This window comes from Seongchinamella unica (assembly GCF_004354085.1).
Taxonomy (GTDB): Bacteria; Pseudomonadota; Gammaproteobacteria; order Pseudomonadales; family Halieaceae; genus Halioglobus; species Halioglobus unicus.
This window is the reverse complement of the sequence record NZ_SMSE01000001.1, coordinates 479,236-500,385: the sequence shown is the minus strand read 5'-3', so window position 1 is coordinate 500,385 and position 21,150 is coordinate 479,236. Positions and strand designations below refer to the sequence as shown.

Annotated in this window: 17 protein-coding genes; all 17 read left to right on the top strand. The window is 62.3% G+C overall.

Features of this window, described 5'->3' with window-relative positions; translation table 11 throughout:
* Positions 1 to 7 precede the first annotated feature (7 nt).
* The 17 genes from rsmH to secA all read left to right on the top strand — a co-directional run bounded on the left by rsmH (position 8) and on the right by secA (position 21,150).
* Complete coding sequence (gene rsmH, locus E2F43_RS02275; protein ID WP_133209248.1) at positions 8 to 925, top strand: 16S rRNA (cytosine(1402)-N(4))-methyltransferase RsmH; 918 nt, start codon at positions 8 to 10, stop codon at positions 923 to 925.
* The gene (ftsL, locus tag E2F43_RS02270; protein WP_133209247.1) at positions 922 to 1,257 is read left to right on the top strand and encodes a cell division protein FtsL; all 336 of its coding nucleotides are present in this window, start codon (positions 922 to 924) and stop codon (positions 1,255 to 1,257) included. Before rsmH ends, ftsL begins: the two co-directional genes overlap by 4 nt.
* The gene (locus E2F43_RS02265; RefSeq protein WP_133209246.1) at positions 1,254 to 2,993 is read left to right on the top strand and encodes a peptidoglycan D,D-transpeptidase FtsI family protein; all 1,740 of its coding nucleotides are present in this window, start codon (positions 1,254 to 1,256) and stop codon (positions 2,991 to 2,993) included. Before ftsL ends, E2F43_RS02265 begins: the two co-directional genes overlap by 4 nt.
* Positions 2,993 to 4,459 carry a UDP-N-acetylmuramoyl-L-alanyl-D-glutamate--2,6-diaminopimelate ligase gene (locus tag E2F43_RS02260; protein WP_133209245.1) on the top strand — a complete coding sequence of 489 codons (1,467 nt, stop codon included), beginning with the start codon at positions 2,993 to 2,995 and terminating at the stop codon, positions 4,457 to 4,459. Before E2F43_RS02265 ends, E2F43_RS02260 begins: the two co-directional genes overlap by 1 nt.
* Positions 4,456 to 5,829: a UDP-N-acetylmuramoyl-tripeptide--D-alanyl-D-alanine ligase gene (locus tag E2F43_RS02255; protein WP_238946705.1), complete on the top strand. Its 1,374-nt coding sequence runs from the start codon at positions 4,456 to 4,458 to the stop codon at positions 5,827 to 5,829. The genes E2F43_RS02260 and E2F43_RS02255 overlap by 4 nt, the downstream gene beginning before the upstream one ends.
* A 2-nt stretch (positions 5,830 to 5,831) precedes the next feature.
* Positions 5,832 to 6,914, top strand: coding sequence for a phospho-N-acetylmuramoyl-pentapeptide-transferase (gene mraY / locus E2F43_RS02250; protein ID WP_133209244.1), 1,083 nt, complete (start codon positions 5,832 to 5,834; stop codon positions 6,912 to 6,914).
* Positions 6,915 to 6,925: 11 nt separating this feature from the next.
* Positions 6,926 to 8,290: a UDP-N-acetylmuramoyl-L-alanine--D-glutamate ligase gene (murD, locus tag E2F43_RS02245; RefSeq protein ID WP_133209243.1), complete on the top strand. Its 1,365-nt coding sequence runs from the start codon at positions 6,926 to 6,928 to the stop codon at positions 8,288 to 8,290.
* Positions 8,287 to 9,435: a putative lipid II flippase FtsW gene (ftsW, locus tag E2F43_RS02240; RefSeq protein WP_165954157.1), complete on the top strand. Its 1,149-nt coding sequence runs from the start codon at positions 8,287 to 8,289 to the stop codon at positions 9,433 to 9,435. Before murD ends, ftsW begins: the two co-directional genes overlap by 4 nt.
* Complete coding sequence (gene murG / locus E2F43_RS02235; protein ID WP_238946704.1) at positions 9,425 to 10,531, top strand: undecaprenyldiphospho-muramoylpentapeptide beta-N-acetylglucosaminyltransferase; 1,107 nt, start codon at positions 9,425 to 9,427, stop codon at positions 10,529 to 10,531. Before ftsW ends, murG begins: the two co-directional genes overlap by 11 nt.
* Positions 10,521 to 11,957, top strand: a complete 1,437-nt coding sequence (gene murC, locus E2F43_RS02230) for a UDP-N-acetylmuramate--L-alanine ligase (protein ID WP_133209242.1) — start codon at positions 10,521 to 10,523, stop codon at positions 11,955 to 11,957. The genes murG and murC overlap by 11 nt, the downstream gene beginning before the upstream one ends.
* On the top strand, positions 11,954 to 12,877 hold the full coding sequence (locus tag E2F43_RS02225; protein ID WP_133209241.1) for a D-alanine--D-alanine ligase: 924 nt from the start codon (positions 11,954 to 11,956) through the stop codon (positions 12,875 to 12,877). The genes murC and E2F43_RS02225 overlap by 4 nt, the downstream gene beginning before the upstream one ends.
* Positions 12,877 to 13,794, top strand: coding sequence for a cell division protein FtsQ/DivIB (locus E2F43_RS02220; RefSeq protein ID WP_133209240.1), 918 nt, complete (start codon positions 12,877 to 12,879; stop codon positions 13,792 to 13,794). Before E2F43_RS02225 ends, E2F43_RS02220 begins: the two co-directional genes overlap by 1 nt.
* Positions 13,795 to 13,807: 13 nt before the next feature.
* Positions 13,808 to 15,046 carry a cell division protein FtsA gene (gene ftsA, locus E2F43_RS02215; protein WP_133209239.1) on the top strand — a complete coding sequence of 413 codons (1,239 nt, stop codon included), beginning with the start codon at positions 13,808 to 13,810 and terminating at the stop codon, positions 15,044 to 15,046.
* Between the two features lie 52 nt (positions 15,047 to 15,098).
* A complete protein-coding gene (gene ftsZ / locus E2F43_RS02210) occupies positions 15,099 to 16,268 on the top strand; it encodes a cell division protein FtsZ (protein ID WP_133209238.1) in 1,170 nt (389 codons plus the stop codon).
* Positions 16,269 to 16,342: 74 nt separating this feature from the next.
* Complete coding sequence (lpxC, locus tag E2F43_RS02205; protein WP_133209237.1) at positions 16,343 to 17,257, top strand: UDP-3-O-acyl-N-acetylglucosamine deacetylase; 915 nt, start codon at positions 16,343 to 16,345, stop codon at positions 17,255 to 17,257.
* A 155-nt stretch (positions 17,258 to 17,412) separates the two neighbouring features.
* Positions 17,413 to 18,342, top strand: coding sequence for a M23 family metallopeptidase (locus E2F43_RS02200; protein WP_133209236.1), 930 nt, complete (start codon positions 17,413 to 17,415; stop codon positions 18,340 to 18,342).
* Positions 18,343 to 18,429: 87 nt separating this feature from the next.
* Positions 18,430 to 21,150, top strand: a complete 2,721-nt coding sequence (gene secA / locus E2F43_RS02195; protein WP_133209235.1) for a preprotein translocase subunit SecA — start codon at positions 18,430 to 18,432, stop codon at positions 21,148 to 21,150.

Below are 21,150 nucleotides of genomic sequence, written 5' to 3'. Positions count from 1 at the left end.
GACCAACATGCACCAGACAGTATTATTACGAGAGGCAGTCGAAGCTCTGGTAACGTCGCCCAGTGGTACCTACGTGGACGGCACGTTCGGCCGCGGTGGGCACAGCCGTTTTGTCCTGGAGCAACTGGATGCCGACGGGCGACTGCTGGGGGTGGACAAGGACCCGGTCGCCTGCGAATACGCTGCCCGGCTCTGCCAGGAAGACTCACGGTTCAGTTTCTACCACGGCTCCTTCGCCGATCTTCCCGCCAGGCTGGAAGCCGAGGGGATTGTGGCCCTGGACGGAATTCTGCTGGACCTGGGGGTGAGCAGCCCGCAACTGGACGAGGCAGACCGCGGTTTCAGTTTTATGCAGGATGGCCCGCTGGATATGCGGATGGACACCTCACGCGGTGAAACGGCGGCCCAGTGGTTGGCCTATGCGCCGGTAGAGGATATCGCCGAGGTATTGAAGGAATACGGTGAAGAGCGCTTCGCCAAGCGCATAGCCGCTGCCATCGTGAAGGCGCGGGATGAAGCGCCGCTGACCACCACCGGCCAATTGGCCAGGGTGGTCAGCGAAGCCAATCCGCGTTGGGAAAAGCACAAACACCCGGCCACACGGGCCTTTCAGGCCATCCGCATCAAGGTGAATCGCGAGCTTGACGATCTCGCCGACCTGCTGGCCTCGGCGCTGGACATGCTCAAGGTCGGAGGGCGGCTGGTGGTGATCAGTTTTCACTCCCTGGAAGATCGCATGGTCAAGCGTTACATGCGCGATAGGGCCCGCGGTGAACAGCTGCCCGCCGGGGTGCCGGTCACCGACGCAGCCCTTAACCGGCGAATGAAGCTGGTGGGCAAGGCGGTCAAGGCCTCGGATGTGGAAGTCGGCGATAACGTGCGGGCCCGTAGCGCGGTGATGCGGGTTGCGGAGAAAATAGCATGAGCGCGCGGATGGCCGGCACCACCATGGTCACTGCGGCAGTGGGTCGTCGCTCCGGGCATCGGGGGCAATCGCTGCTGTGGCTGAATGTCGCTGTGCTGACGCTGGTGCTGGCTTCGGCGTTTGCTGTTATTCACTCGACCCACAGCTGTCGCGAGCTGTACACCCGGTTGCAGATTCTTGAGTCCCGGCAATGGCACCTGCAGGAAGACTACGGTCGCTTGCTGCTGGAAGAAAGCACCTGGGCCTCGCATCACCGGGTGGAGAAAGTCGCCCGGGGGGAGCTGGGTATGGCGGAGCCTGACCTAGCCAGCTACAAGGTGGTGAGGCGATGAGGTCGGTCGCCAGAAAGCAGTCTCCCAGGAAGGCAGCCCTGTGGCGCCTTTATCTCGTTATAGGGCTGCTGCTGAGTATGCTCTCGTTACTGGTGGGCCGGGTGCTGTCGTTGCAGATTCTGGATACCGAGCGCGGCTATGCGTTTCTGCAGAACCAGGGCGAGGCCCGCTCATTGCGGACCGCGGAGATACCGGCTTATCGCGGCGTCATCACCGACCGCCGTGGTGAACCCCTGGCGGTGAGCACTCCGGTGGTGTCCATCTGGGCCGACCCGCAGCGTCTCGCCGGTTCCGAGCGTCTTCCCGAGCTGGCCGAAAGCCTGGGTATGCCGCTCGCCGAGCTGCAGCGGAAGCTGGAGCGCTACGACGGCAAGCGCTTCATGTACCTGCAGCGCCACCGGGTGCCACACGAGGCCCGGGAGATCCTTGCCCGTCGCTTTCCCGGTGTCTACGGGGAAAGGGAATACCGGCGTTTTTATCCTGCCGGTGAAGTGGCGGCGCAGCTGGTCGGCTTTACCAATGTCGACGATGAAGGCATCGCCGGGATCGAGCTGGCTTACGATGACTGGTTGCAGGGCAGGCCCGGCAAGAAAAAATACATCAAGGACCTGCGTGGCAATATGGTCCGGGATATCGGTGTGGTCCAGCCAGCCGCTCCGGGCAGGGACCTGCGCCTGAGTATCGATCTTCGCCTGCAGCACCTGCAGCACCGGGAATTGCGCAAGGCGGTAACAGCAGCACAGGCAGAATCCGGCAGCGTGGTGACTCTGGACGCCCGCACCGGCGAGGTCCTGGCGATGGTTAATTACCCGGTGTACAACCCCAACAGTCGCAAGAACATGAAAGCGGCCAGCATGCGCAACCGGGCGATTACCGATACCTATGAGCCCGGCTCGACCATGAAATCCATGACCCTGGTGGCGGCACTGGAAAGCGGCCGTTACACCACCAGCACACTTATCGATACCGCCCCGGGCTGGATCCGGGTCGGTCCCAAGACCTACAAGGATCCGCGCAACTACGGTGAAGTCACGCTGTCACGCGCCATCGAGAAATCCAGTCAGGTTGGGGTCACCAAGCTGGCGGTTGACCTGGGGCACGAGCCTATCCGTGAAGTGTTCCAGCGCTTTGGTATCGGCGAACCCATGGGTACCGGCTTCCCGGGCGAAAGCAGTGGCCTGCTGCCCAATCGGCCGCGCTGGTATTCAACGGAGAAAATCTCGCTGGCGTTCGGCTACGGCATCACCACGACGCCCTTGCAACTGGCCCGTGCCTATACCGCGTTTGCCACGGGGGGATTGCAGCGACCGGTGTCCCTGCTCGCCCTGGATGGCAATGTGCCAGAGCCGCAGCGGGTCATTTCTGAATCAGTGGCATCACAGGTACTCGACGTTCTGCACGCGGTTACCGGTGAGCACGGTACGGCCCGCAAAGCCCGGGTAGATGGATTTAACGTTGCCGGCAAAACCGGCACCGTGCGCAAGGTGGGTCCCGGCGGCTATATCGAGGACTCTCATGTGGCCCTGTTTGCGGGACTGGCGCCGGTGAACAATCCCCGGGTGGTCACTGTCGTGGTTATCAATGATCCCAAGGGGGAAGACTATGGCGGCGGCGCGGTAGCGGCGCCGGTCTTTTCCACGGTCACCCGGGGCGCTCTGCGCCTGCTGGGAGCAACACCTTCCGAGTTCCCCGAAGAAGTTGCGGCCAGCGCAGGCCTGACCGGGGGTGCCGCCTGATGCCCGCACATCCGCTGTCACAGGTGCTTGACATGCCGGGATGCTCCGGGGCCCAGACGCTGGTCAGCGGCATTGCACTGGACAGCCGCCGGGTCGGCACGGGGGATCTGTTCCTCGCCATACCCGGCGAGGTCCACGATGGCCGCCAGTTTATCGAGCAGGCGGTGGCCAGCGGTGCCGCTGCCATCGCCGCCGAACCGCCTGTCGCCGGTTTTGTCGAGACCCTGCCGGTGCCGCTGGTGGAAGTACCGGACCTGCAGCAGGAGTCGGGCTTCATCGCCGCCCGGTTTTATGACCATCCCGCCGCGGGGCTGCACATGGTTGGGGTCACCGGGACCAACGGCAAAACCACGACCAGTCGTCTCGTGGCCCAGTTGTTGCGACTGCTCGGCCGGTCCTGCGGGGTCATCGGCACTCTGGGTGCCAGTCTCGATGAAGATGTCGCCCAGGGCGGTAATACAACCCCTGATGCGGTATCCCTGCAGCAGCAGCTCGCCAGCTGGCGCGACCAGGGGGTCTTCGCGGTGAGCATGGAGGTGTCATCCCACGCGCTGGTTCAGGGGCGGGCAAACGGTATCGAGTTCGAAACTGCGGTGTTTACCAATCTCTCCCATGACCATCTGGACTACCACGGCAGCATGGATGCCTATGGCCGGGCGAAGCTGGCGCTGTTCGCCACTCCGGGCCTGAAACACGCGCTGATCAATCTCGACGACGAGTTCAGCGCCCGAATCCAGGCGCTGGTCGAGCCTTCGGTGAGTACCTACAGCTATTCCATTGCCAATCCGGCAGCAGATATCTTCGTCGAGCGGGCAGACTTCACCGCCGGCCAGGTCAGTGGCCGCTTGCGCACCCCCTGGGGCAGTGGCGATTTCCTCAGTCCCCTGGCGGGTGATTTCAACCTGGCCAATCTGGCGGCAGCGATCGGCGCTGCCGTGTTAGCCGGTGAGCCCCTGGCCGAGGTGCTTGCCGCGGTTTCCCGGTTGCGACCGGTGCCTGGCCGGATGCAGTCCCTGCCCAACGATTCGGGGCTGCAGGTGATTATCGATTACGCCCACACGCCGGACGCGCTGGAGCAGGTGCTGGCGGCCCTCAAACCTCATGTGAAGGGAAACCTGGTGGTTGTGTTTGGCTGCGGCGGTGACCGGGACCGGGAAAAACGCCAGGTCATGGGACGCGTCGCCTGCTCGCTGGCCGACAAGGTCTGGGTGACCAGCGATAACCCGCGCGGCGAGGACCCGACGGTAATACTGGCGGACATCGCAACCGGCTGCAGCGGTGACTACTCGCTGGAAGTTGACCGGGCAGCCGCTATCGCCGGGGCGATTGCGAATGCCTCCGCCGGTGACTGCGTTGTTGTCGCCGGCAAGGGCCACGAGGACTACCAGATCGTGGAAGGGGATTACCTGCATTTCAGTGATGAAGAGCACGCGCTGGCCGCACTGGCCGGGAGGGCCGGCCAATGATGCGCGCTATCAGCCTCTCTGAATTGCAGCAGCCGCTCCAAGGGAAAATGGTGGATGGCGATGCCACATTCAGCCAGGTATTTACCGACAGTCGCAAGGTGGTCGACGGCGGGCTGTTTGTGGCCTTGGAGGGCGAGCACTTTGATGGCAACGACTACATCGCCGAGGTCGGCGAGAAGGGCGCGGTCGCTGCCCTGGTCAGCAGGGAGGCTGATTCCGGCTTGCCGCAGTTGCTGGTCGCAGACACCCAGCGGGCCCTGGGTAAGCTCGGGGCTTTTAACCGCGACCTCTATCAGGGTCCGCTGGTGGCGATTACCGGTTCCTCGGGCAAGACCACCGCCAAGAACCTGATAAACGGTGTGCTGTCCCGCCGCGGCACCACCCTGGCCACCGAGGGTAACTTCAATAATGAAATTGGCGTTCCGCTGACACTCTTGCGGCTGTCCCCCGAGCATGAGTTTGCGGTGGTGGAAATGGGCGCAGCCAACCCCGGGGATATTGCCTGGCTCTGTGAGCTCGGTCGACCGACGGTTTCTGTGTTGCTCAACGCCATGCCTGCCCACCTCGAGGGCTTTGGCAGCCTGGCGGGGGTGGTCCAGACCAAGGGCGAGATTTTTGATGCGCTGGCAGCGGGGGATACCGCTGTTATCAATGCCGACCAGCCCTGGGCGGACCAGTGGCGGGAGCGAGCGGGAGCGGCGACAGTGCTGGATTTCTCCCTGCGGGGAGCAGACCGGGCGGCAATTGCCGCAACCGGGATCTCCTCCAGAGGCGTTGCCGGTACCCGCTTCAGCGCCAGCACGCCGGCCGGAACGATTGAGCTGCAGCTGCAGTTACCGGGCGAGCACAATGTGGCCAATGCCCTGGCGGCGATTGCCGTGGGCCTGGCCTGCGGGCTCGAGCTGCGGGAGATCAAGGCAGGGCTGGAATCAGTGACCCCCGTGGCGGGGCGTCTCTCCAGCTTGCGAGCGATTAACGGGGCGCTGGTGATCGATGACTGTTACAACGCCAATCCCGGTTCGGCCCGGGCCGCCATGGATACGCTGGTCGCCAGTGAGGGTCGCACCACCCTGGTGATGGGGGCAATGCGCGAACTGGGTGACGACAGTGCGCAGATGCACCGTGAACTTGGCCAGTATGCGAAAGCCATTGGTGTGCAGCAGTTCTGGGGCGTGGGCGAGGAGTTGCAAGAGGCGGTAACAGCTTTTGGGGAGCACGGTCGCTGGTTTGCGGACTGTGAGCAGGCCGCGCAGGCAGCACCCGCCGCCTTCGGCACCGGCGACACGGTGCTGATCAAAGGTTCACGAGGGGCTCGAATGGAGCGTGTACTGAAAGCGCTGGTCCCGGTCGGACCGGGCGAGGAGAGCTAGCCATGTTGCTGTTACTGGCCCAATACCTGACCCAGTTTGAGAGCGCTTTCGGGGTGTTCCAGTACCTGACCCTGCGCGGCATCCTGGCCACCGGTACCGCCCTGGCCATTTCGCTGCTGGTCGGCCCGGCGATGATCCGCCGGCTGAGCTACCACCAGGTGGGTCAGGCGGTGCGCGATGACGGCCCCCAGAGTCATCTCAGCAAGGCCGGCACGCCGACCATGGGCGGCGCCCTCATTCTGGTGGCTATCGCGATTTCCACGCTGTTGTGGTCGGATCTGGGCAATCCCTATGTGTGGATCGTGTTGCTGGTGACGGCGGTATTCGGTGCCGTCGGCTGGGTGGACGATTATCGCAAGGTGGTGGAGAAGGACTCACGCGGCCTGCCCGCACGCTGGAAATATCTCTGGCAATCGGTGGCCGGTCTGGCGGCAGCCTGCTACCTCTATTTCGCGTTTGACACGCCGGTCACTACCGAGCTTTACCTGCCTTTTTTCAAGGACTTTTCCTGGAGTATGGGGCCGCTGTTCATCCTGCTCACCTATTTTGTCATCGTCGGCTCCAGCAATGCCGTGAACCTGACCGACGGCCTGGATGGCCTGGCAATTCTGCCAACCGTCATGGTGGGCGGGGCGCTGGGTATTTTCGCCTATCTCACGGGGCACGTGGATTTTGCCCGCTACCTGCAGATTCCCTATGTGGCCGGCAGCGGTGAACTGGCCGTTTTCTGCGGGGCCATCGGCGGCGCCGGCCTCGGGTTCCTGTGGTTCAACACCTACCCGGCCCAGGTGTTTATGGGTGATGTCGGTGCGCTGGCGCTGGGGGCCGCACTGGGTACGGTGGCAGTGATTACCCGCCATGAAGTGGTGTTTTTCATCATGGGCGGCATTTTCGTGCTGGAAACCGTATCGGTGATTCTGCAGGTGGCATCGTTCAAGTTGACCGGCAAGCGGATTTTCCGCATGGCACCAATTCACCATCACTATGAATTGAAAGGTTGGCCGGAACCACGGGTGATTGTGCGTTTCTGGATTATCACGGTCATGCTGGTCCTGTTCGGGCTGGCGACGCTGAAACTGCGCTAGGGCAGGGAGAGATGCAGGGAGTGGCACAGGATTTAATTGCAAGCAGTGAACATCGGCTAGTCGTCGGCCTCGGCGTCACCGGTCTGTCCTGCGCGCGCCACCTGTACCGCCAGGGTGTCAGCTTCAGCGTGGTAGACACGCGCGAGCGGCCACCGGGCCTGGACGAGTTATCCCGGGAAATGCCCGAGGTCCCTGTTTATGCCGGCGCCTGGCCCGAAGATTTGCTGGTCACGGCCTCAGAACTTGTGGTCAGCCCCGGCATCGCCCTGGACGAGCCTTTGATTGCTCAGGCGGTCGCCGAGGGTGCGAGCGTGGTGGGTGACATCGACCTGTTTATGCGCGAGGCGAAAGCACCGGTTATCGGTATCACCGGTTCCAACGCCAAGTCCACCGTTACCGAACTGGTCGGTGCCATGGCGCGACGGGCTGAGCTCAATGTCGGTGTTGGCGGTAATCTGGGCACGCCGGCGCTGGACCTGTTGACGGAGGAGCGTCAGCTGTATGTGCTCGAACTGTCCAGTTTCCAGCTGGAGCGCGCTGGTACCCTGGGCCTGGCGGTGGCTACCGTACTCAATATCAGCGCGGATCATCTTGATCGTCACGGCAGTATGCCCCGTTACCACCAGGCCAAGCATCGCATCTTCTACGGCTGCGCCTGTGCGGTGTGTAACAGTGACGACCCTCTTACCATGCCGTTGTTGGAAGATAAGGTGCCGGTGATTCGCTGGCGCATGGGGGAGCCGGATCTCAATGGTTTCGGTCTGCGCGAAGAGGCAGGCCGGGTCTTTCTCTGCCATGGTTTCGATCCGCTGATAGCCGTGGATGAATTGCCCATCGCCGGCAGGCATAACCAGGCCAATGCGCTGGCGGCCCTGGCGCTGGGGTATGCGGCGGGACTGCCAACCGCTGCCATGCTGGACGCACTGCGGGAGTTTCGCGGTCTTCCCCACCGATGTGAACTGGTTGCCGAACTCGCCGGCGTGCGCTTCGTCAATGATTCCAAAGGCACCAACATTGGGGCCACGGAGGCAGCGCTGGCCGGACTGGGTGGCGCGCGGGATGTTGTCCTGATAGCCGGTGGTCAGGGTAAAGGCGCGGATTTTGACCAGTTGCGCGAAGCGGTGCAGCGTCACTGCAAGCAACTGGTATTAATGGGTGAGGATGCTGCGGCACTGGAAGCCGCACTGGCGGACCTGGTCCCGGCGTGTCGGGCGGCGACCATGGCCGAGGCGGTATCGATGGCGACAGCGAGTGCCGGGCCGGGAGACACCGTTCTGTTGTCTCCCGCCTGTGCCAGCCTGGACATGTTCAGCAGTTACCAGGCACGGGGCGATGCCTTCACGGAAGCCGTGCTGGCATTGGGAGGTGCGGAATGAGCCGCGCTACTGCCGCCCCGGTGACGGCGACATTGCCCGATCCGGCCCTGCTGGGACTGAGTGTTGCCCTTGTGCTGATCGGATTGGTCGCCATCAGTTCTGCGTCCATCGAGTACGCCGAGATCAACTACAACAGCACCAGCTTTCACGCTGTGCGGCACCTGATCTATATGGCAGCAGCACTGGTCGCGGCGCTGGTGGTATACCGGATTCCTCTGGAGTTCTGGGAGGAAACCGGTTGGGTGTGGTTATTCGTCGCCCTGGCCATGTTGATCCTGGTGCTGATACCGGGAATTGGCCGCGAGGTGAACGGCAGCCAGCGCTGGCTGCCGCTGGGACCCTTCACGCTGCAGCCTTCGGAGTTTGCCAAGCTGGCGATGATCATTTACCTGGCCGGTTATATGGTGCGCAGGGAACACGAAGTGCGCAACCAGTGGCAGGGCTTTATCAAGCCCATGGCGGTGTTGTTCGCCGCCACCCTGTTACTGATGGTGGAGCCCGATTTCGGGGCGACCGTCATTGTGGCCGGCAGTGCCTTTGGCATGCTGTTTCTTGCCGGAGTCAAGCTGGGGCATTTTCTGCTGGTGCTGGCTGGCGCCCTGGCTGCGTTGCTGGTGCTGGTGGTGAGCGAGCCTTACCGGGTCCAGCGACTGACGGCCTATACCGATCCCTGGGCAGACCCCTATGACACCGGGTTCCAGTTGACCCAGTCGCTGATCGCCTTCGGCCGTGGGGAGTGGTTCGGCGTGGGGCTGGGCAACAGTGTACAAAAACTGTTTTACCTGCCCGAGGCACACACCGACTTTGTGTTTTCCATCTGGGCAGAGGAAACCGGTTTCATCGGCGCGCTGGTCCTGATCCTGCTGTATGCGGCCCTGATCGGGCGCATCCTGTGGACCGGTCGCGCCGCCCAGTTGGCCAGTTATCCCTTTGGGGCATACCTGTGTTACGGCGTGGCGCTGGTATTTTCCGGCCAGGCCTTCGTCAACATGGGGGTGAGTTCGGGTCTGTTGCCGACCAAGGGACTGACCCTGCCCTTCGTGAGTTACGGCGGTACCAGTCTTATTGTCAGTTGCGTGATGCTGGCGCTGATACTGCGGGTGGGCCAGCAGGTGCGTGGTCAGGGAGGGCGACGTGAACAGTAAATCGAAAGGCAGGATCCTGGTCATGGCCGGGGGCACCGGGGGGCATGTCTATCCTGCGTTGGCGGTGGCAGAAACCTTGCGCCAGCGCGGTTACCGGGTGGAATGGGTGGGAACCCGCCGCGGCCTGGAGCACCGGGTGGTGCCGGCAGCGGGCTTCCCGATTCACTACCTTTCCGTGCGCGGTGTTCGCGGCAAGGGCCTGGGCGATCGTCTGCAGGGCCTGTTCATGCTGGCGCTGGCTTCCCTGCAGGCCCTGTGGCTGGTGCTGAGAACCATGCCCCGCTGTGTGGTGGGTATGGGCGGCTATGTTGCCGGACCGGCGGGCGTTGCGGCCTGGATATGGCGCCGGCCACTGCTGATTCACGAGCAGAATGCGGTGGCCGGGACCACCAATCGTATGCTGGCCCCCCTGGCGCGGGTGGTGATAGCAGGATTCCCCGGCGCCTTTCGCGGCGATGTGGAATACGAGGTGCTGGGTAATCCCGTGCGAGCGGAGTTAATTGAGTCTGCCCAATCCCTCAATTACGACTACGACGGGGAGCGGCCGCTGCGCCTGCTGGTGCTGGGCGGTAGCCTGGGCGCCAAACCCATCAACGACGTCATGCCCGGTGTTGTCCGGCGCCTGCTGCGCGGTCGTCGCCAGGACCCGGTTGAGGTCTGGCACCAGACCGGAGAGAGTCATGCCACAGCGGTGACCCAGCAATACGGAGATCTGCTGTCCGACACGGTCAGGGCGGTGCCATTTATAGAAGACATGGCGGCTGCGTATGCCTGGGCCGACCTGGTGATTTGTCGCGCCGGTGCCCTGACCGTCTCCGAGCTGGCAATCATGGGCCGGCCTGCCATCCTGGTGCCCCTGCCGCACGCCATTGATGACCACCAGACCGCCAACGCTCACGCGCTGGCGGACCAGGGCGGCGCGATCCTGCTGCGCCAGAGCGACATGACAGAAGACGCGCTGCTGATCGCCCTGCGGGCCTATATGGAATACCCCGGGCGCCTGCGCACCATGGCGGAAGCGGCGCGCAAGGCGGCAACGCCGGAAGCGGCCAGTCAGGTGGCGGATGACGTGGAGGCGCTGGTCGATGCAGCTTGACAAAAATGTCTACACCGTCCCGGAGATGCGCCGCGTCAGGCGGATTCACATGATCGGCGTGGGCGGCACCGGTATGAGTGGTATCGCCGAGGTGCTGGTCAATCTCGGCTATCAGGTGACGGGCTCTGATCTGCGCGACAGTCCGGTAACCGCCCGCCTGCGCGACAGGGGCGTGGAAGTGTTTATCGGTCACCGTCGGGAAAATGTCGGCGCCGCCGATGTGGTGGTCAGCTCCAGCGCGGTGGACGAAAGCAATCCGGAAGTGGAGGCCGCCCGGGAGGCGAGAATTCCGGTGGTGCCAAGGGCCGAAATGCTGGCCGAACTGATGCGTTATCGTCACGGCATTGCGGTTGCGGGCACTCACGGCAAAACAACCACGACCAGTCTCATCGCCAACGTGTTTGGCGAGGCGGGGCTGGACCCCACCTTTGTGATCGGGGGACTGGTCAACAGTGTGGGCAGTAATGCGCAACTGGGCGCCAGCCGTTTTCTGGTGGCCGAGGCGGACGAAAGCGACGCCTCCTTCCTGCATTTGCAGCCCATGGTGACCGTGGTCACCAATATCGAGGCGGATCACATGGACACCTATGGCGGGGACTTTGCGGTCCTGCGCCGTACGTTTATCGAGTTCCTGCATAACCTGCCGTTTTACGGTGTGGCGGTGCTCTGTGTGGATGACCCGGTCATCCGCGAGTTACTGCCGGAAGTCAGTCGCCAGGTGATCACCTACGGCTTTGCCGAAGATGCGGACTTTCGCATCAGCGCTATGCAGCGCAAGGGCCTGACGACCGAATTTGTTGTCCACAGGCCGGCCGGTGAGCCACTTGGCATCAGCCTGAACATGCCTGGCGAGCACAATGTGCTGAACGCCACTGCCGCCGTGGCAGTCGCCTGTGATGAGGGGCTTGAGGATGCCGCCATCCAGGCCGGACTCGCCGGTTTCAAGGGTGTGGGACGGCGCTTTACCCGCATGGGCGAGCTGTCTGTGCCCGCCGGATCGGCGCTGCTGGTGGACGACTATGGCCACCATCCGACGGAGGTGGCGGCGACTCTGGATTCAGCCCGCCAGGCCTGGCCGGAGCGGCGGGTGGTGATGGTCTATCAGCCCCATCGTTATTCGCGGACGCGCGATCTTTACGAGGATTTTGTCGCCGTGCTCTCCCGCTGCGATGTGCTGGTACTGCTGGATGTCTATGCCGCGGGTGAAGAGCCTATTCCGGGGGCTGACAGCCGCAGTCTCACCCGGAGCATTCGCCAGCGTGGCCAGCTGGAACCGATTTTCGCCGAGCGCACTGAAGACGTGCGGCAGATACTTGCCTCGGTGGTACAGGACGGGGACGTGGTCATTACCCAGGGGGCGGGCAACATCGGCGCGCTGGCGCGGGAACTGGCGCAGGCGGATGACCAACCGGGAGGCGTGTCATGAGCGTTGAAGAGCTCAAGCAGATGACTATCGCCGTGCTACTCGGTGGTACTTCCGCCGAGCGCGAGGTTTCCCTGCAAAGTGGTCGGACAGTCTCCGACGCCTTGCAGGCCCGTGGCTACAAGGTGCGCGAGGTAGACCCGGCAGACCCGGACTGGATGGCGCAACTCGATGGCATCGGTTTCGTCTTCAACGCCTTACACGGGCCCGGTGGCGAGGATGGCACCATGCAGGGTGCGCTCGAGGCACTGGGGATTGCCTATACCGGCTCCGGCGTGTTGGGGTCGGCGCTGGCCATGGACAAGCGGCGCAGCAAACAGTTGTGGCAGGGGGTGGGAATCGCGACCGGCGGCTTCGCCATGCTGAGCGAGGATACCGACTGGCAGGGCGTGATAGACAGCCTGGGCAAAGTGTTCGTCAAGCCCGCCTGCGAGGGGTCTTCGCTGGGCATGACGCCCGCCGCCGACGCCGGCGAACTTCGTGATGCCTACCAACGTGCTGCGGGTTACAGCGGTGGTGTACTGGCGGAAAAATTTATCGATGGCCCCGAGTACACCGTGGGGATTCTCGGCGACGAGGCCCTGCCTTCCATCAGGATGGAGACTGATAACGAGTTTTACGACTACGAAGCCAAGTACCTGTCCGATGACACCCGTTACCACTGCCCCAGCGGTCTCAATGAGGCCGAAGAGCGGCAGGTCGGTGAACTGGCCCTGGCGGCGTTTCGTTCACTGGGCTGCGAGGGCTGGGGTCGCGTCGACACCATGCGCGACCAGGATGGCCGCTTTTATGTGCTGGAGGTCAACACCATTCCGGGCATGACCTCCCATAGCCTGGTGCCGATGGCAGCGCGCCAGGCGGGAATGGATGTGCCGGCTCTGGTTGAACGGATTCTGCAGCTGGCCTGGGAGGCGCAGGGCTGATGGGCGTCGCGATCAAACTGCCCCAGTTGCGCATCCGCCATGGCACCAAACCGGCGCCGACCAGGCGCAAGCGCCGGGCCGCGGCCGCCAGGCATGAATCTCCGGCGGTAGCCAAGCGCCAGCGCAATGCTGCTGCCAAGGGTGCAACCCGCACCGCGGTCGACAGGCAGGCCGAAAAACAGCCGCGCAGTTTCCGCTGGTTTAATCGGCTACTGGTGTTGCTCGGCGTCGGGGTGGTATCGATTGCCGCGCTGCAGGCCTACATCACCTTGCAGAGTATTCCGGTAGAGAGGATTACCGTCTCCGGGGAACTGGAGCATACCCAGACGGCAGCCGTGCAGGACATGGTTTACCCGGCCCTTGCCGGAGGATTCCTGGGCGCGGACCTGGTCAAAGTGCAGCAGCAGCTGGAGGCCCTGCCGTGGATCCATGAAGCGTCCGTGAGGCGGGTCTGGCCCAACGCGCTGGAAATACATGTCGTTGAACAGCTGCCCATAGCCCGCTGGGGTGAGCAGGGCTTCCTCAATCATGAGGGCGAGGTATTCCGGCCCAGCCAGCGCAAGGCCTGGCAATCGCTGCCGGTGCTGTCAGGTCCGGAGGGACAGGCCCCCGCGCTGATGCGCAATTACCAGCGACTGCTGGACCTGCTGAAACCGATGGGCCTGAGTCTCTCGGCGCTGACGGTGGATGACCGTGGGCAGATGACGGCCACGCTCAGTGGTGGCCAGTTGCTCAAAATCGGCGGGGTCGATTTTCTGGAGCGGATGAAAAGGTTCAAGGCCGTTTACCGGGCGGACCTGGCGACGCAGATAGAGTCGGTACAGAGCATAGACCTGCGCTACGAGAGCGGGGTAGCGGTGGCCTTCAAACCGGTCGCCGAAGAGATGGATGCAACAGGCAAGAATGATAAGGCGTAGGGGAGACACTGCCATGGGCAGCGTGCAGGACAAGAGAATGATCGTCGGTCTCGACATCGGCACCTCCAAGGTGGTGGCGATTGTCGGCGAGATCGGCATGGATGGGGACATCGAGATAGTCGGCATCGGTTCCAATCCCTCCAAGGGTATGAAGAAAGGGGTAGTGGTCAATATCGAGTCCACCGTGCAGTCCATCCAGCGGGCGGTGGAGGAAGCGGAGTTGATGGCCGGCTGCCAGATCCACTCGGTCTACGTGGGTATCGCCGGCAGCCATATTCGCAGCCTGAATTCCCACGGCATCGTCGCGATCAAGGACAAGGAAGTGTTCAGCGCCGACCTCGAGCGGGTGATTGACGCCGCCCAGGCGGTGGCCATTCCCGCCGACCAGAAGGTGCTGCACATCCTGCCCCAGGAATACGTGATCGATAACCAGGAGGGCATCAAGGAGCCGCTGGGTATGTCCGGCGTGCGTCTGGAAGCCAAGGTGCACCTGGTGACCTGTGCCGTTAACGCGGCCCAGAATATCGAGAAATGCATCCGCCGCTGCGGCCTGGACGTGGAAGAGATCATCCTCGAACAGCTGGCCTCCAGCTACTCCATTCTCACCGAGGACGAGCGCGAGCTCGGGGTTTGCCTGGTGGATATCGGCGGTGGCACAACCGACATCGCCATCTTTACCGAGGGCTCCATCCGTCATACCGGCGTCATTCCCATCGCCGGCGACCAGGTCACCAATGATATCGCCATGGCCCTGCGCACGCCGACCCAGCACGCCGAGGAAATCAAGATCAAGTATGCCTGTGCCCTGACCCAGCTGGCCGGCGCCGATGAAACCATCAAGGTGCCCAGCGTGGGTGACCGGCCGCCACGGGACCTGTCCCGGCAATCGCTAGCGGAGGTGGTGGAGCCGCGCTACGACGAGCTGTTCACCCTGGTGCAGGCGGAACTGCGCCGCTCCGGATTCGAGGACATGGTGCCGGCGGGCATCGTGCTCACCGGGGGCACCTCGAAGATGGAGGGGGTGGTTGAACTGGCGGAAGAAATTTTTCACATGCCGGTACGGGTGGGTTACCCCCAGACCGTGCAGGGCCTGAACGATATTGTGCGCAACCCGATCTACGCCACCAGCGTGGGCCTGTTGCAGTACGGCGTGGACCACCTGGAAGAGGGGGGCGCAGGCCCCGCTCGCGCCGGTGGTTCAGGCGAGAGCTGGATCAGCCGGGCAAAGGCGTGGCTGGCAAGCAATTTTTAAGCGGTAGACCGCCGTGCGAGAGTGCGGCTTTTCAATAAAGGGGAGAAAAACCATGTTTGAGCTGATAGACAACGTACCATCCAACGCGGTGATCAAAGTGATCGGCGTGGGCGGAGGCGGCGGTAACGCCGTTAAACACATGATCGACAACTCGGTAGAGGGCGTGGATTTTATCTGCGCCAATACCGACGCCCAGGCGCTGTCGGACATCGAGTCCAAGACGGTGTTGCAACTGGGCGGCGACATTACCAAGGGTCTCGGCGCCGGCGCCAACCCGGAAATCGGCCGCGCCGCCGCCATGGAGGATCGCGAGCGCATCGCCGATTCCCTGCGCGGGGCGGATATGGTCTTCATTACCGCCGGCATGGGGGGCGGTACCGGCACCGGTGGTGCCCCGGTAGTGGCGGAGGTCGCCCGCGAACTGGGTATCCTGACCGTTGCCGTGGTTACCCGTCCGTTCCCGTTCGAGGGTAAAAAGCGGCTGAAAATCGCCCACGAAGGAGTGGCTGAACTGCAGCAGCACGTGGACTCTTTGATCACAATTCCCAATGAAAAACTGCTCGAAGTGCTCGGTAAAAATACCAGTCTCCTCGATGCATTTAAGGAGGCAAATGATGTATTGTTGGGCGCAGTTCAGGGGATCGCCGATCTGATTATCCGCCCTGGCATGATCAACGTGGATTTCGCCGACGTGCGAACCGTGATGTCAGAAATGGGCATGGCGATGATGGGCACAGGCAGTTCCAAGGGCGAAAATCGCGCCCGGGAAGCCGCCGAAAGAGCAATAAACAGCCCCCTCCTGGATGACATAGATTTACAGGGTGCGCGCGGAATACTGGTTAATATTACCGCAGGCCTCGATCTCGCTCTTGGCGAGTTCGCCGAAGTTGGCGACACGATCGAGGAATTTGCATCCGAAGAAGCGACAGTGGTAGTCGGTACGGTTATCGATCCTGATATGACCGACGAGCTCAAGGTGACCGTGGTTGCCACCGGGCTGGGCACGGAAGCGGCAAGAGCGCCGCTGCAGGTGGTAGACAGTGCGCCCAAGCCCGCGGCGGCCTCCACGGAGACCGACGAGGCGCCGGATTACCGGGACCTGGACCGTCCCGCGGTACAGCGCAGGCAGCGCGCCGCAGGAGTCCAGAATACGGCTGTCGCAGCAGACGCAGATGAGGAGTATTTCGATATTCCCGCTTTCCTGCGTCGACAGGCTGACTAGCAGGCCGCAGCCGGGAGAAGTCCCGGGGCGGCCTGGCAGCCGTTAGACAGCAAAAGGCTACGGTTGGGGTAATTATGATTCGACAGCGTACGTTGAGAAATGCGATCAAGGCGACAGGCGTCGGCTTGCACACCGGTGACAAGGTTTACCTGACGCTGGCGCCTGCGCCGGTGAATACCGGTATCGTGTTTCGCAGGGTTGACCTGGATCCGGTGGTGGAAATCCCCGGTCGGGCCGATAACGTTGCCGATACCACCCTGTCCACCGGCCTGTCCGCTAACGGCGCCAGTGTCTCCACGGTGGAACACCTGATGGCAGCCATGGCTGGTCTCGGGATCGACAACGCCTACGTGGATGTCAGTGCCCCGGAAGTGCCGATCATGGACGGCAGTGCCGGTCCGTTCGTGTTCCTGATCCAGTCCGCTGGTATCGAGGAGCAGAACGCGCCGAAGAAGTTTATTCGCATCAAGCGCAAGGTCACGGTCGAGGATGGCGACAAGGTAGCCAGCTTCCTCCCCTTTGATGGCTTCAAAGTCTCTTTTACCATCGATTTTGACCACCCCGTTTTTCGCGATCGCACTGCCCATGCCGACGTGGACTTCTCCTCCACCTCGTTTGTCAAGGAAATCAGCCGGGCCCGCACGTTTGGCTTTATGCACGAAATCGAATATCTCCGCTCCAAGGGCCTGGCCCGGGGCGGCAGCGTGGATAACGCCATCGTGGTGGATGAATACCGTATCCTCAACCAGGACGGGCTGCGCTACGACGATGAGTTCGTCCGTCACAAGGTGCTGGATGCCATCGGCGACCTGTACCTGCTGGGCAACAGCCTGATTGGTGAATTCCGCGCTTACAAGTCAGGTCACGCCCTCAATAACGCGTCCCTGCGCGCCCTCATCGCCCAGCCCGATGCCTGGGAAGTGGTTACTTTCGAGGACGAGGCGACGGCACCCATTTCCTATTCCCTGAGCCCGGTCGCCGCTGCCTAGGGGCGGTGCCTGGCCCGGTGAAACCGGTGCTCACTGCCGCTGGAAAACCGGGATCCCCATTCTGGGTACCCGTTCACATCTCCATGCCATAGTCCATGGCCATTGCGGGGCTTTTGTGGCATAGTGCTCGGCCGATTTGCCTCGTGTCCGCGTAAATGAAAGTTATTCTCATTAGTCGCAAGCACGGGGGCTCTCGCTCCGTGGAACTGGGGCGTTGGTCCCGTGCCCTGTTATCCCTCTGCTGCCTGGGTTTACCCCTGGGGCTGGTGGCCGGTGGCTACCTGCTGGGGCAGGAAAGCGAAGCGAACTCGATGCGCGGCTTGGCCCTGGACAGTCTGCAGGACGAACTGGAGCAGCAGCAGAAAGAACTGGCGGAGCTGCAAACCCAGGCTGAACGCAAAATGCAGGCCATGACACTCAACCTGGCCCAGTTACAGGCGCGGATGACCCGCCTGGACGCCCTTGGCCAGCACCTGACAGCCATGGCAGACCTGGAAGAGGGTGAATTCGACTTCAGCCGGCCGCCGGCCATTGGTGGGCCTATCGGTGCTGAATTCAATGTTGAATACGATACCGCGGACCTGAGCGCCGAACTGGGGCTGTTTGAGGCCCGTTTGACCGACCGGGAACAGCAGCTGGAGATTCTCGAGACCCTGCTCGCCAATCGCAAGCTGGAAGAGCAGAGCTGGTTGTCCGGTCGGCCGATAGAGAAGGGCTGGATTTCCTCTTATTACGGCAAACGCAACGACCCCTTCACCGGCAAGCCCGCTTTCCACCACGGTATCGATTTCGCGGGCAAGGAAGGCACTAACGTTATCGCAGTGGCCTCCGGTGTGGTGACCTATACCGGTAGCCGGTCGGGCTATGGGGAGATGGTAGAAATCTCCCACGGTGACGGCTTTGTCACCCGCTACTCCCACAACAAGGAATCTCTGGTCAAGCCCGGGGATGTGGTCCGCAAGGGCCAGGCGATTGCCCTGATGGGGTCCACCGGCCGCTCCACGGGTGCCCACGTTCATTACGAAGTGTTTAAACACGGCCGCTCGGTCGATCCCTCCAGTTACGTGCGACGCACCCGGCGCTGACGCCACCCTGAAATCCCACTATGATGACCCCGCCCGCCGTGCACCGGCCGGTGGGTTTCCCGGTATTCGAGACAAGTAGAACAGCTGATGATTAGCAAATTCCTGAAAATGATTTTTGGTTCCCGCAATGACCGGGAGCTGAAGCGCATGGGCAAGGTGGTGAAGAAGGTCAACGCCCTGGCAGACGAAACAAAGGCCCTCTCTGACGAAGAGCTGGCGGCCAAAACCGCCGGGTTCAAGCAGCAACTGGCTGAGGGCAAGTCGCTGGATGACATTCTTCCCGAGGCCTTCGCCGTGGTCCGCGAAGCCGGTGAGCGAGTGCTGGGCATGCGCCACTTCGATGTGCAGTTGATCGGCGGTATGGCCCTGCACGAGGGCAAGATTGCTGAAATGCGCACCGGTGAAGGCAAGACGCTGGTGGCCACGCTGCCCGCCTATCTCAATGCCCTGACCGGTAACGGCGTACACCTGATCACCGTTAACGACTACCTGGCGACCCGGGATGCCAGCTGGATGGGGCCGCTGTACGAGTTTCTGGGTATCTCTGTCGGTGTTATTCGTTCAGGCCAGTCCGCCGAACAGAAGCGGGATGCCTACAGTGCCGATATCATCTACGGCACCAACAATGAGTTCGGCTTCGATTACCTGCGTGACAATATGGCCTTCACCCTGGAAGACCGCATGCAGGGGCAGCTGGCTTTTGCCATTGTCGACGAGGTCGACTCGATCCTGATTGATGAGGCGCGCACGCCGCTGGTGATCTCCGGCGCAACCGAGGACAGTTCGGAACTGTACAAGAAGATCAATCGTCTCATTCCGTCCCTGAAGCCGGACCTCGAGGGCGAGGCCGGTCATTTCACGGTGGACGAGAAACAGCGCCAGGTAGAACTGACCGAGGCGGGCCACGAGTTCATCGAGGAACTGATGATCCGGGAAAAGTTGCTGGAAGAAGGCGACAGCCTCTATGCCGCCACCAATCTCAACCTGCTGCACCACGTGTATTCCGGGCTGCGTGCCCATGTCCTGTTTCACAAGGACGTGGAGTACATCGTCCAGGATGGCCAGGTGGTGCTGATCGACGAGCACACCGGACGGACGATGCCCGGGCGCCGCCTTTCGGAGGGCCTGCACCAGGCCATTGAGGCCAAGGAAGGTGTGGCGATCCAGAGTGAAAGCCAGACCCTCGCCTCTACCACTTTCCAGAATTACTTCCGTCTCTACGGCAAACTTGCCGGCATGACCGGTACCGCCGATACGGAAGCCTTCGAGTTCCGCCAGATCTACGGGCTGGAAGTGTTGGTGATTCCCACCAACGTGAAACAGAAGCGCAAGGACCTGAACGACCTGGTTTACCTGAGCCGGGAAGAGAAATTCGACGCGATTGTTGCCGACGTCAAGGAATGCATGGAGAACGGTGCACCGGTCCTGGTCGGCACCGCCTCGGTGGAGACCTCTGAGGAACTCTCCACCAGGTTCCGTCAGGCCAGGATCCAGCACAAGGTGCTCAACGCCAAGTACCACGAGCAGGAAGCGGAAATTATTGCCCAGGCCGGTCGCCCCGGGGTGGTGACCATTGCCACCAACATGGCCGGTCGCGGTACCGATATCGTCCTCGGTGGTAACCTGGAGGCGGAGATTGCCGCTGCCGGCGAAATCAGTGAGGGCCGCAAGGCGGAGTTGAAGGCTGCCTGGGAGGAGCGTCACAAGCAGGTGCTGGAGGCCGGCGGACTGCATATTCTCGGTACCGAACGCCACGAATCCCGCCGTATCGACAACCAGCTGCGAGGCCGGGCCGGTCGCCAGGGTGACCCGGGAGTGTCGCGTTTCTACCTGTCGCTGGAAGACAACCTGATGCGTATCTTCGCCTCCGACCGGGTCAAGAATTTCATGCAGGCCCTGGGTATGGAGAAGGGCGAGGCCATCGAGCATCGCATGGTGACCAACGCCATCGAGAAGGCCCAGCGCAAGGTGGAAGGCCGTAACTTCGATATTCGCAAACAGCTGCTGGAATACGATGACGTGGCCAACGACCAGCGCCAGATTATCTACGAGCAGCGCAACGATCTGCTCGGCGAGGCGGACATATCCGAGACCATTACCCTGATCCGTGCCGACGTGGTGAACGAAGCGATCGACAGTCACATTCCGCCCATGAGCGTGGAGGAGCAGTGGGACGTTCCCGGGCTGGAAAAAGCCCTGGAGGCGGAGTTCGCCATCAGCCTGCCGCTGCAGCAATGGCTGGAAGAGGACGATAAGCTGCATGAGGAAGCCCTGCGCGAGCGCATTGTTGGTGAAGTGCAGGCGGCCTACGATGCCAAGAGCGACGCGGTCGGCCCGGACATGCGCAAGATAGAGAAGCAGATCATGCTGCAGGTGCTCGATACCCTCTGGAAAGAACACCTGGCGACCATGGACCACCTGCGCCAGGGCATCCACCTGCGGGCCTATGCCCAGAAGAACCCCAAGCAGGAGTACAAGCGTGAGTCCTTTGCCCTGTTCGAGGAATTGCTCAGTAACCTCAAACAGGAAGTGATCCGCTTCCTCAGCCACGTGCAGATCCAGCGCCAGGACGAGGCGGCATTGATCGAACAACAGCGACGGGAAGCGGCGGAGCGGGAAAAGCTGGCATTCCAGCACGCCGAAGCCTCCGGCATGGCCGGTCCCGAAGCCGATGCCGGGCAGCCGCCGCAACAACAGTCTCCGGTGGTGCCGGAGACCTTTGTCCGTGAGCAACCGAAGGTGGGGCGCAACGACCCCTGCCCCTGTGGCAGCGGCAAAAAGTACAAGCAATGCTGCGGCAAACTGTAA